The organism is Pseudomonas marvdashtae (assembly GCF_014268655.2).
Lineage (GTDB): Bacteria > Pseudomonadota > Gammaproteobacteria > Pseudomonadales > Pseudomonadaceae > Aquipseudomonas > Aquipseudomonas marvdashtae.
In genome coordinates this window covers 239419-250705 of sequence record NZ_JABWQX020000002.1, presented here as the reverse complement: position 1 = coordinate 250705, position 11287 = coordinate 239419, and the positions used below count along the sequence as shown (strand labels likewise).

Annotated in this window: 14 protein-coding genes; 4 read left to right on the top strand and 10 right to left on the bottom strand. The window is 59.9% G+C overall.

The annotated features are described in order from the left end of the window. Window positions 1-11 precede the first annotated feature (11 nt). The gene (gene ribF / locus HU742_RS20880; protein ID WP_186641769.1) at window positions 12-950 is read right to left on the bottom strand and encodes a bifunctional riboflavin kinase/FAD synthetase; all 939 of its coding nucleotides are present in this window, start codon (window positions 948-950) and stop codon (window positions 12-14) included. Between the two features lie 129 nt (window positions 951-1079). Beyond that, window positions 1080-2618, bottom strand: coding sequence for a murein biosynthesis integral membrane protein MurJ (gene murJ, locus HU742_RS20875; RefSeq protein ID WP_186641767.1), 1539 nt, complete (start codon window positions 2616-2618; stop codon window positions 1080-1082). Window positions 2619-2872: 254 nt separating this feature from the next. On the opposite strand from murJ, the gene rpsT reads away from it, so the two are divergent. Beyond that, on the top strand, window positions 2873-3151 hold the full coding sequence (gene rpsT / locus HU742_RS20870; protein WP_003185593.1) for a 30S ribosomal protein S20: 279 nt from the start codon (window positions 2873-2875) through the stop codon (window positions 3149-3151). Window positions 3152-3249: 98 nt separating this feature from the next. Here rpsT and HU742_RS20865 read toward each other — a convergent pair whose 3' ends face one another. The 5 genes from HU742_RS20865 to rplU form a co-directional block, all read right to left on the bottom strand. Next, window positions 3250-3714, bottom strand: a complete 465-nt coding sequence (locus HU742_RS20865) for a CreA family protein (RefSeq protein WP_186641765.1) — start codon at window positions 3712-3714, stop codon at window positions 3250-3252. A gap of 9 nt (window positions 3715-3723) precedes the next feature. Then, window positions 3724-4842 carry a glutamate 5-kinase gene (gene proB, locus HU742_RS20860; protein WP_186641763.1) on the bottom strand — a complete coding sequence of 373 codons (1119 nt, stop codon included), beginning with the start codon at window positions 4840-4842 and terminating at the stop codon, window positions 3724-3726. 177 nt (window positions 4843-5019) lie between these two features. After that, window positions 5020-6243 (bottom strand): Obg family GTPase CgtA, encoded by a 1224-nt coding sequence (gene cgtA, locus HU742_RS20855; protein ID WP_003205736.1) that lies wholly within the window; start codon window positions 6241-6243, stop codon window positions 5020-5022. A 190-nt stretch (window positions 6244-6433) separates the two neighbouring features. Beyond that, a complete protein-coding gene (gene rpmA, locus HU742_RS20850; protein WP_003176049.1) occupies window positions 6434-6691 on the bottom strand; it encodes a 50S ribosomal protein L27 in 258 nt (85 codons plus the stop codon). A 36-nt stretch (window positions 6692-6727) separates the two neighbouring features. Further along, window positions 6728-7042, bottom strand: a complete 315-nt coding sequence (gene rplU, locus HU742_RS20845; RefSeq protein WP_003176051.1) for a 50S ribosomal protein L21 — start codon at window positions 7040-7042, stop codon at window positions 6728-6730. Window positions 7043-7293: 251 nt separating this feature from the next. On the opposite strand from rplU, the gene HU742_RS20840 reads away from it, so the two are divergent. The 3 genes from HU742_RS20840 to HU742_RS20830 all read left to right on the top strand — a co-directional run bounded on the left by HU742_RS20840 (window position 7294) and on the right by HU742_RS20830 (window position 9302). Beyond that, the gene (locus tag HU742_RS20840; protein ID WP_186613031.1) at window positions 7294-8262 is read left to right on the top strand and encodes a polyprenyl synthetase family protein; all 969 of its coding nucleotides are present in this window, start codon (window positions 7294-7296) and stop codon (window positions 8260-8262) included. Window positions 8263-8498: 236 nt separating this feature from the next. After that, window positions 8499-8840: a zinc ribbon domain-containing protein YjdM gene (locus HU742_RS20835; protein WP_186641759.1), complete on the top strand. Its 342-nt coding sequence runs from the start codon at window positions 8499-8501 to the stop codon at window positions 8838-8840. A 204-nt stretch (window positions 8841-9044) separates the two neighbouring features. Next, window positions 9045-9302, top strand: coding sequence for a PA4570 family protein (locus tag HU742_RS20830; RefSeq protein WP_186613028.1), 258 nt, complete (start codon window positions 9045-9047; stop codon window positions 9300-9302). 66 nt (window positions 9303-9368) lie between these two features. On the opposite strand, the gene bamJ is transcribed toward HU742_RS20830, so the two are convergent. From bamJ to HU742_RS20815, 3 genes are all read right to left on the bottom strand, one after another. After that, a complete protein-coding gene (gene bamJ / locus HU742_RS20825) occupies window positions 9369-9986 on the bottom strand; it encodes a BamJ family beta-barrel-assembly machinery protein (protein ID WP_025215564.1) in 618 nt (205 codons plus the stop codon). A 202-nt stretch (window positions 9987-10188) separates the two neighbouring features. Further along, the gene (locus HU742_RS20820; protein WP_047230159.1) at window positions 10189-10677 is read right to left on the bottom strand and encodes a TIGR00645 family protein; all 489 of its coding nucleotides are present in this window, start codon (window positions 10675-10677) and stop codon (window positions 10189-10191) included. Window positions 10678-10807: 130 nt separating this feature from the next. Continuing rightward, entirely contained in the window at window positions 10808-11149 is a 342-nt protein-coding gene (locus tag HU742_RS20815) for a PA4575 family protein (RefSeq protein WP_186641757.1), read from the bottom strand. Between the last annotated feature and the right edge of the window lie 138 nt (window positions 11150-11287).

Below are 11287 nucleotides of genomic sequence, written 5' to 3'. Positions count from 1 at the left end.
AAGGCTCTTCATTAGCGATTGGCGCTGGTTGCGACAAGGGCACGGGCGGCGGCGATATCTGCATGGATCGCCGTCTTGAGCGCCTCCAGAGAGGCAAAACGCTGCTCTTCACGCAGCTTCTGGTGGAAAACCACCGTCAAACGCCGGTCATACAGATCGCCGGCAAAATCCAGAATGTGTACCTCGAGATGGGCCTTGCCATCTCCTTGCACCGTGGGCCGTACGCCGATATTGGCGACGCCGGGCCAGGTCTTGCCGTCAATCTCGACACTCACCAGGAACACCCCGGTCAGCGGCACGCGACGGCGCTTGAGTTGCACGTTGGCCGTCGGCGTGCCCAATTGGCGCGCCAGTTTCTGCCCGTGCAGGATCCGTCCGGCAATCCGGTATGGCCGGCCAAGCAAGCGCTCGGCCAGTTCGAAGTCGCCAGCGGCCAAGGCATTGCGAACCTGCGTGCTACTGACGCGCAGGCCGTCCATTTCGACGGTCTGGGCGGCTTCGACGGTGAAGCCTTGGGCGATGCCAGCCTGTTGCAGGTAATCGAAATCACCTGCCCGGTCGCAACCGAAACGAAAATCATCGCCGACTTCCAAATGCTTCACGTCGAGACCGCCCACCAGGATGGTATCGACGAATTCGGCGGCACTGAGCTTGCTCAGGCGCTGGTTGAAGGCCAGGCAGAGGACCCGATCGACGCCCTCGGCGGCCAGCAGTTGCAGCTTGTCGCGCAACCGGGCCAGACGGGCCGGAGCGGTGTCCGGGGCGAAAAACTCCCGGGGCTGCGGCTCGAAGATCACCACGCAGCTGGGCAGGCCCAACTCCAACGCACGCTCGCGCAGCCGCGCCAGGATAGCCTGGTGGCCACGGTGAACACCGTCAAAGTTGCCAATAGTGGCGACACAGCCCCGATGCCGGGGACGCAGGTTGTGGAGGCCTCGAACCAGCTGCATAACGCGCTTCTTGCTCATAAAGTGGCCGATTATAACCACACCCGGCGGTCGGTGACAGGCAACACCGTAACCCAAAGTGATCGAACCGACAAAACCGCAGCCCGCCCCGCGATTATCGAAGGCTAACGCTCAGCTCAAGGCCTTGCGATTGAAGTCGCGCAGACGGAACCCCATCAGCAGCAGCATGCCGAAATAAGCCACCACGCCCGCCACGACCAGCACACCCAGACGCAGGAAACGCTCGAGCATCTGCCCCTCGCCCCAGGCCGGCATGAAATGCATCCCGGCCAGCAACACCGCCGACATCACCGCCACGGCGACCAACAGCTTGAGACCGAACCTGGCCCAGCCAGGCTGCGGTTGATACATCTTTTGTTTGCGCAACTGGTAGAACAGCAGCCCGGCGTTGAGGCAAGCGCCGGCGCTGATTGCCAAGGCCAGGCCCGCATGGGCCAAAGGCCCGATGAGCAGCAGGTTGAACAGCTGAGTCATCACCAAAGTGAAAATGGCGATCTTCACAGGGGTGCGAATGTTTTGCTGCGCGTAGAAGCCCGGTGCCAGCACCTTGATCACGATGATCCCGAGCAGGCCGACCGAATAGGCAATCAATGCCCGCTGGGTCATCAAGGCATCGAAGGCACTGAACTGACCATACTGGAACAGCGAGACGGTCAGCGGCTCGGCGAGGATCCCCAGCGCCAGGGAACACGGCAACACCAGCACGAAGCACAGGCGCAGGCCCCAATCGAGGATCCGTGAATATTCATGGCGGTCCTGACTGGCGTAGGTCTTGGCCAGTGTCGGCAGCAGAATCGTGCCCAACGCCACGCCCAGCACCCCGGACGGCAACTCCATCAGGCGGTCGGCGTAGTACATCCACGACACCGAACCGGCCACCAGGAACGAGGCGAAAATGGTGTTGATGATCAGCGAAATCTGGCTCACCGACACCCCAAGGATGGCCGGCAGCATTTGCTTCATGACTCGCCACACGCCGCTGTCGCGCAGGTTCAGTCGCGGCAGCACCAGCATGCCGATCTTCTTCAGATGCGGCAGCTGATACAGCAACTGCGCCAGGCCGCCCACCAGCACCGCCCAGCCAAGGGCCATTACCGGAGGATCGAAGTAAGGCGTCAGGAACAGCGCAAAGACGATCATGCTGACGTTGAGCAGCGTCGGCACGAAGGCTGGCACCGAGAAGCGGTTCCAGGTATTAAGGATCGCTCCGGCCAGCGATGACAGGGAAATCAGCAATATATAAGGAAAGGTCACCCGCAAGAGGTCAGAGGTGAGCTGGAATTTTTCCGGCGTATCAGTGAAGCCCGGCGCCGTGGCCCAGATCACCCAGGGCGCGGCGAGCATGCCAGCGGCCGTGACCAGCGCCAGCACCAAGGTCAGCAGGCCGGTGACGTAGGCAATGAATGTGCGGGTCGCCTCGTCGCCCTTCTGGCTCTTATATTCCGCCAGGATCGGTACGAAGGCTTGGGAAAATGCCCCTTCGGCGAAGATTCGCCGCAGCAGATTGGGCAGCTTGAAGGCGATGAAGAAGGCGTCGGTGGCCATCCCGGCGCCGAATATCCGTGCGATCAACGTATCGCGAACGAACCCCAGGATGCGGGAAAGCATCGTGATAGAGCTGACGGCGGCCAACGATTTGAGCAGATTCATGGAAAGAGTTTTTGCCTGTCGATAAACAGCAGGCGAACAACGCGCCCACTTGTGCGATACTTCGCGCCGCTAAACAGCACAGCGCCAAAGCCCGCGAGTTTACAGGTCGCACGCCGGAAAGAAATCATCCGGTGCGCCGCACCTGCCATTCAGCGGAACGTGTCACCCGCCCTTGACAAGACCTCAACTCATCGGCATGATTCGCGGCCTATTTTGTTTGCTATTTCCTAAAAAGTCTTTCGAGGAGCTCGACGGTGGCCAACACACCTTCCGCCAAAAAACGTGCAAAACAGGCTGAGAAGCGTCGCAGCCACAACGCCAGCCTGCGTTCCATGGTCCGTACCTACATCAAAAACGTAGTCAAGGCCATCGACGCAAAAGACGCTGAAAAAGCACAAGCTGCTTACGTTCTGGCTGTGCCAGTTATCGACCGCATGGCCGATAAAGGCATCATCCACAAGAACAAGGCTGCTCGCCATAAGAGCCGCCTGAATGGCCACGTAAAGGCCCTGAACGTTGCCGCTGCTGCCTAAGCGACGCGCTCATTAAAAAACCGACCTCAGGGTCGGTTTTTTATTGCCTGCGATTCATGCACCGCAACCATGAAGGCGAGCAGGCCCGCCTGCACTTTTTACTGAGCGCTCGGCCACGGCAGAATCGGAATGGCCGTCACCGCATTCTGCGGGCTACCCTCGATCACCCGATCGCTATAGACCAGGTACACCAGCGTATTGCGCTTCTTGTCGAGGAAACGCACCACCTGCATGGTCTTGAACACCAGCGAAGTGCGCTCCCTGAAAACCTCGTCCCCATCCTTGAGCTCGCCCTTGAAGCTGATCGGCCCCACCTGACGACAGGCGATGGATGCCTCGGCGCGATCCTCGGCCAACCCCAGGCCACCCTTCACGCCACCCGTCTTGGCGCGCGACAGGTAGCAGGTCACCCCGTCCACCTTGGGGTCGTCGAACGCTTCGACGACGATCCGGTCGTTCGGCCCGACAAACTTGAACACGGTCGATACCTGACCGATTTCCTCGGCCGAAGCCAGCAGCGGTAACGCCACCAGCAAGCCGATCAATCCTTTTGCCAAACTCATGATTTTTCCTTATACGAGGATCAGGTTGTCACGGTGCACCAATTCAGGTTCAGCCATATAACCCAACAGACCGACAATCGCATCAGACGATTGACCGATGATCTTTTGCGCCTCCAGCGCGCTGTAATTGGCCAGGCCCCGGGCGATCTCGCGACCGTCTGGCGCCACGCACACCACCATTTCACCCCGGCGGAAACTGCCCTGGACCAACTTCACGCCCACCGGCAGCAGGCTCTTGTTGCCCTGGGACAGGGCCGACACAGCGCCGGCGTCCAGCACCAGCGTGCCACGAGTTTGCAGATGCCCGGCCAGCCATTGCTTGCGCGCCGCGAGCATGCCGCGCTCGGGCGACAGCAAGGTGCCGATGCGCTCGCCGGCCTTCAGGCGATCCAGCACTCGCTCCAACCGACCACCGACGATGATGGTATGAGCCCCGGAACGAGCCGCCAGACGCGCCGCGCGCAGCTTGGTCTGCATGCCGCCGCGACCCAGCGCTCCGCCAGTACCACCGGCAACCGCATCCAGCGCCGGGTCATCGGCGCGCGCCTCGTAGATAAGCTTGGCGTCAGGGTTGTTGCGCGGATCGGCATCGAACATGCCGTCGCGATCCGTGAGAATGACCAGCAGGTCCGCCTCCACGAGGTTCGCCACCAACGCCGCAAGGGTGTCGTTGTCGCCGAAACGGATCTCGTCAGTAACCACCGTGTCGTTCTCGTTGATCACCGGGATGACCTTGAGCTCCACCAACGCTCGCAATGTACTGCGGGCGTTGAGGTAGCGCTTGCGATCGGACAGGTCGTCGTGGGTCAGCAGGATCTGCGCCGTATGGCGATCGTGCTCGGCAAAGCTTGATTCCCAGGCTTGCACCAGGCCCATCTGGCCGATGGCGGCGGCGGCCTGAAGCTCATGCATCGCGCTGGGTCGCGACGTCCAGCCCAGGCGACTCATACCGGCAGCCACGGCCCCGGAAGAAACCAATACCAGCTCGACGCCGGCTTCATGCAAGGCCACCATTTGCTCGACCCACACCGCCATCGCCGTGCGATCCAGACCCTTGCCATCCGCTGTCAGCAATGCGCTGCCGATCTTCACGACCCAGCGCTGCGCACCCGTCACCTTGCTCCGCATGTTCTTCAACCTTTGCCAGCGAACGGCGCGACCCAGCGCCGCCCATGGGATTATTCGTATTTGCGTTTTACAGATACCAAAACGCCGCTCAAATGAGCGGCGCCTTGGAAACCGGCTGGCTGCGATGATAACACCGCGCCCGACCACTTAAACCTGCGGGAGCGGGATCAGCAACGATCAGTCGCGCACGTAGATGATTTCCGGACCGTCTTCGTCATCCACGTCTTCTTCATCCCAATCGTCGTCACCGATGTCATGGACCGACTTGACGCCGCTGCGGCGCAACGCACGCTGGTCGTCCAGCGCCTGCAATTGGGCGCGCGCCTCGTCTTCGATGCGCTGGTCGAGTTCGGCCAGTTCTTCCTTGTAGGCCGGGTCGTTGGCCAAGCGGTCGGCACGATCTTCCAGGTAACGCATGATGTCATGGCAAAGACGCTCGGTGCCTTCTTTGGCAATGGCCGAGATCACATAGACCGGACCTTCCCACTCCAGGCGATCGACGATCTCCTTGACCCGCTCCTCATGCTCTTCCTCGAGAATCTGGTCGCATTTGTTCAGCACCAGCCAGCGGTCACGCTCGGCCAAGGCCGGGCTGAACTTGGTCAGCTCGTTGACGATGACTTCGGCGGCATCGGCAGCACTGGTTTCATCCAGCGGCGCCATATCGACGAGGTGCAGCAACAGGCGGGTACGGGACAAGTGCTTGAGGAAGCGAATCCCCAGGCCAGCCCCTTCGGAAGCGCCTTCGATCAACCCCGGGATGTCGGCGATGACGAAGCTCTTCCAGCGGTCGACACTGACCACACCCAGGTTCGGCACCAAGGTGGTGAACGGGTAGTCGGCCACTTTCGGCTTGGCTGCCGACACCGAGCGAATGAAGGTACTTTTACCGGCGTTCGGCAAGCCCAGCAGGCCCACGTCGGCCAGCACTTTCATTTCCAGCTTCAGGTCGCGCTGCTCGCCTGGCTTGCCTGGCGTGGTCTGGCGCGGCGCACGATTGGTACTCGACTTGAAACGGGTGTTACCCAGGCCGTGCCAACCGCCATGGGCGACCAGCAGACGCTGGCCAGCCTTGGTCAGGTCGCCAATGACTTCCTGGGTGGCCGAATCGATCACCGTGGTGCCAACCGGCACGCGCAGGATCAGGTCTTCGCCCTTCTTGCCGGTGCAGTCGGTGCTGCCGCCGTTGGAGCCACGCTCGGCATCGAAGTGCCGGGTGTAACGGTAGTCCACCAGGGTGTTGAGGTTTTCGTCGGCGAGCATGTAGATCGAGCCGCCGTCGCCACCATCACCACCGTTCGGACCGCCGTTTTCAATGAACTTTTCCCGACGGAAACTCATGCAGCCATTGCCGCCGTCGCCAGCTTTTACTCGAATCGATACTTCATCAACAAACTTCATGACACACGCCTCTCGCCATACGGACGAGCCAAAAAAACAAGACATAAGACTCTTGCAAAAATGAGCGCAGCGACCTGAATACGCACCCCAACCGCAGCGCCGACAGCCCATACAAACAGTTTTGCAAGAGACTCACCCCACAAACGAAAAAGCCCCGTCGCAAGACAGGGCTTTTCCAGCGATCTCGCAATTAAGCTGCGACAACGCTCACGTAACGGCGGTTGAACGCGCCCTTTACTTCGAACTTGATCACGCCTTCGATTTTCGCGAAGAGGGTGTGATCCTTACCCATGCCAACACCGTAACCGGCGTGGAATTGGGTGCCGCGCTGACGCACGATGATGTTGCCCGGAATAATTTTCTGGCCGCCATACATCTTCACGCCAAGGCGTTTGGCTTCTGAGTCGCGACCGTTACGGGTACTACCACCAGCTTTTTTGTGTGCCATGAGTTCAATTCTCCTAGTGAGGAATTAGGCTGAAAATTAAGCCTGAATACCGGTGATTTTGATCTCGGTGTACCACTGGCGGTGGCCCATACGCTTCATGTGGTGCTTACGACGACGGAACTTGATGATGCGGACTTTATCGTGACGACCTTGGGAGATCACTTCAGCCACAACAGTAGCGCCAGCAACGACTGGAGCGCCGATATTCACGTCATCGCCATTGGCGACCAACAGAACGCGATCAAAAGTCACGGATTCGCCGGTAGCGATTTCCAGTTTTTCGATCTTCAGGTATTCACCTGGGGCGACCTTGTATTGCTTGCCACCAGTAACAATTACTGCGTACGACATGGTATTTCTCCGATAATCCTGCTCACCCAGCGCTTTATAAGAAGAGGTATTGGCTGGCATGGCTGCATGGGCTGGAAGGCCCGGATGCAATTGCGTAAGGCAGGTGCTGCCCAGGAAGTTCAGGGTGCGCGATTGTACGCAAGCCCGTCGAGCCTTGCAAGTAGCCGCTCGCACTGTAAGAGCATGCGCCTTGACACCTGCGGACGTGGGTCCTAGCATGCCGCGCAACCCTTCTGGAGCGCCTGTCGCTGATGCAACCCCAAGCTTTCTACCGCGCTGTGGCGGACGATTTTAGCGCCGTCGACGGTATCATCAAGAAGCAGCTGACTTCCCGAGTGCCGCTGGTGTCGAAAATCGGCGACTACATCACTTCGGCCGGGGGCAAGCGCCTGCGTCCTTTATTGGTGCTTTTGTGCGGCAAGGCCCTGGGTCGCGAAGGCGACGATATGCGCCTGCTGGCCGCCACCATCGAATTCCTGCACACCGCGACGCTGCTGCACGACGACGTGGTCGACATGTCCGGTATGCGCCGGGGCCGCTCGACCGCCAATGCAATGTGGGGCAATGCCCCGAGCGTGCTGGTGGGTGACTTCCTGTATTCGCGCTCGTTCGAGATGATGGTCGAGCTGGGCTCGATGCCGGTGATGAAGATCCTGTCCCAGGCCACTCGCATCATCGCCGAAGGCGAAGTGTTGCAACTGTCCAAGGTCCGCGACGCCAGCACCACCGAAGAAACCTACATGGAAGTCATCCGCGGCAAGACCGCGATGCTCTTCGAAGCCTCGACCCACAGTGCCGCCGCCCTGGCTGGCGCATCCGCCGAGCAGAGCGAAGCGCTGCGCACCTTCGGCGACCACCTGGGCGTGGCCTTCCAGTTGGTGGACGACCTGTTGGACTACAAGGGCGACGCAGAGACCCTGGGCAAGAACGTCGGTGACGACCTCGCCGAAGGCAAGCCGACCCTGCCGTTGATCTACACCATGCGCGAAGGCACGCCTGAACAGGCCGCCCTGGTGCGCCAGGCGATCCAGAAAGGCGGAATCGAAGACTTGGAAAGCATCCGCGCCGCCGTCGAAGCTTCCGGCTCGCTGGAATACACCGCAAACCTGGCCCGGGATTATGTGGCTCGGGCAATCAAATGCCTCGACGCCCTGCCGGCCAGCGAATACCGCGACGCGCTGGTGGAATTGAGCGAGTTTGCGGTGGCGCGTACGCATTGATCCAAAAGCAGCTTTTTTGTGGCGAGGGGATTTATCCCCGCTGGGCTGCGTAGCAGCCCTAAAAGCCATATCCCGGTGCTCCAAGTAGATTGGGTTCAGCTCTCTTGGGGCTGCTGCGCAGCCCAGCGGGGATAAATCCCCTCGCCACAGAATCTCCAAACGCAGCCCCCCCTCTTTCGCAACAAAACCCTATACAATGTGCGCCCTTTTGACCTCCTGATACTCAAGGAACCCTAGTGAGCACGTTGCCTCCCTGCCCTGCCTGCAATTCCGAATACACCTACGAAGACGGTACTCAACTGGTCTGCCCGGAGTGCGCCCACGAATGGTCCGCCAGCGGCGAAGCTGAAGCGGCGCCCGATGACAACGTGAAGAAAGATTCGGTCGGCAATGTCCTGCAGGACGGCGATACCATCACCGTGATCAAGGACCTCAAGGTCAAGGGCACGTCGTTGGTAGTCAAGGTCGGAACCAAGGTCAAGAACATCCGCCTGTGCGATGGCGATCATGACATCGACTGCAAGATCGACGGCATCGGACCGATGAAGCTCAAATCCGAGTTCGTCAGAAAAGTCTGAAAAAGCCGTATGCCCATCCCGCGCCTTGCGTGGGATGGCGCTTAACCATCCCTCCACGCGCTCCATTCCATACGCCCCGCCTTTTGCCAGCCGCATCGAGCTGATGCAACCCATCGTCAGAAAAACAATCGGCACGCCAATAGAGACTTGCTATTTAGCGAATAAGAATTATTCTCATCGAACCCCATCAAGGAGATGAGACCCATGACTTATTTGATCGATGCCTGGCTGGACCGCCCACATCCCTACCTGAGGATCCTGCATCGGGAAACCGGCGAAGTCTGCGCGGTGCTTGAAGAGGAAGCGTTGAACGAGCTACAGGACCAGGGAGATCTGGACCTTAACAGCCTCAACTCCAGCGAACCGCTGGTACTCAAGGAGCTGGTGCGAAACCTGTTCCTGTTCTGCTACGCCCGGGCGTTGCGCCCCACTGGCGATTTCAATGGCAGGTTCCATGGATAACGACGTACAGACTTTGTGAGAGCGAGCAACCTCGCTCCCACAAAAGCCTGCTCAAGCGTTGATGCGTTACAGGACGTCCAACAGCTCGACGTCAAACACCAGCACGCTGTGCGGCGGGATGCTGCCAACGCCTTGAGCGCCGTAGGCCAGCTCGCTCGGCACGTACAGGCGCCATTTGCTGCCGGCGTTCATCAGTTGCAGCGCTTCGGTCCAACCTGGGATTACACCGCCCACCGGGAATTCGGCTGGCTGGCCACGATCGTAGGAGCTGTCGAATACAGTGCCGTCGATCAGCGTGCCGTGGTAATGAGTGCGCACCTGGTCTTCACGGCTCGGCTTGGCGCCTTCGCCTTGAGTCAGCACTTCGAACTGCAGGCCGGAGGCCAGAGTAGTAATGCCTTCGCGCTTGGCGTTTTCAGCCAGGAATGCACGGCCTTCGCCAGCAGCGGCCTCAGCCTTCGCGGCAGCTTCGGCTTGCATGATTTCACGGATGACTTTGAAGCTGGCGGACATCTCGTCCTGGCCCACACGGCTCGGCTTGCCGGCGAAGGCGTCGGTCAGGCCGGCCAGGATCGCGTCAAGACTCACGCCCGGTGGCGGGTTGTCGCGCAGTTGGTCGCCCAACTGACGGCCAATGCCGTAGCTGACGCGGGTTTCGTCGGTGGACAGGTTAACTTCGGACATGATGCTGCTCCGCTGTGCGGACGGCTCGAGAAATGCCGTGCGTGACACAGCGCCTCCCGGAGCGCCCGGAACCAAAAGGGCGAGCAGACTAGCACAGATGCCGTGGCGGGTGACGAGCCACGTATCCGCGCGCCTTGCCAGAAGCGACAACGCCCGACTGACTCTCGGCAGACGGGCGCTGCATCGCCACGATGAACGGGGCTCAGTGCTTGGTCAGTTTATCCAGGTACCCCATGGCGAATGCCGACACCACAAAGGTCATGTGGATGATCACGTACCACATCAGGTGTTCGGGATCGACGTTCTTGGCGTCCATGAAGATGCGCAGCAAGTGGATCGACGAGATCGCAACGATCGACGCTGCGACTTTCATCTTCAGCGACGAGGAATCCATGGTGCCCAGCCAGTTGAGCTTTTCCTTGTCGGAATCGATATCCAATTGCGAAACGAAGTTCTCGTAGCCGGAAATCATCACCATCACCAGCAAGCCGCCCACCAGCGCCATGTCGATCAGCGAGAGCAGCACCAGGATCAGTTCGGATTCGGCCATGGCAAACACGTTGGGAATGATGTGAAAAACTTCCTGGAAGAATTTCAACGCCAAGGCCAGTAAGCCCAGGGACAGCCCGAAGTAGATCGGCGCCAGCAGCCAACGGGAGGCGTACATTGCATTTTCGATAAAGCGTTCCATTGAGTCTCACACCAGGGCTGTAAAAACGCGGCGAGTATATCAGTAGCGGCCCGCCCCACAAACGCCGGCCCCGTCCTGGGCGCCGGCCGTTGTGTCAAAACCCTACTTGCGGAGCACGCTCGACGCTGGCTCAGTGAAGCGGGCGAAACTCGAAGCCGCCGATGTTGCGACAGCGGCCACCGTTGATCTCTCGCAGTTGCGCCTGCATGTGCAAGGACCAGATCTGCGGATCGTCGGCCAGCTCATAGCCATGGGATGTCAGGTTCTGGACGATGGTGTCAAGAATGGTTTCAGCGGCGGTCGGGCCGGGAAATGGCCCTTGGGCCTTGATGGCCGAAGGTTGTTCGCCGGCCATTCCGGCGGCGAACAGCACGGTCCACATGCCAGTATCTCCGGCCAGGGGACGGACGGCGCATTCGATACGGGTCACAAGGCCTAGGCAATGACGAGTAAGACAAAGGTTGCGCGACATGGCGGCGCCCCTCGGTAGATCCGGTATTCAGCTCCAGGAAGGGGCTGTTTCGATCCAATGATGGCTCTCGTTATCCTTGAGCAGAGGATAGGAGAAAAGTTCCGGCGCCGAAGGATTTCAGAACCAGAATACGCCGAG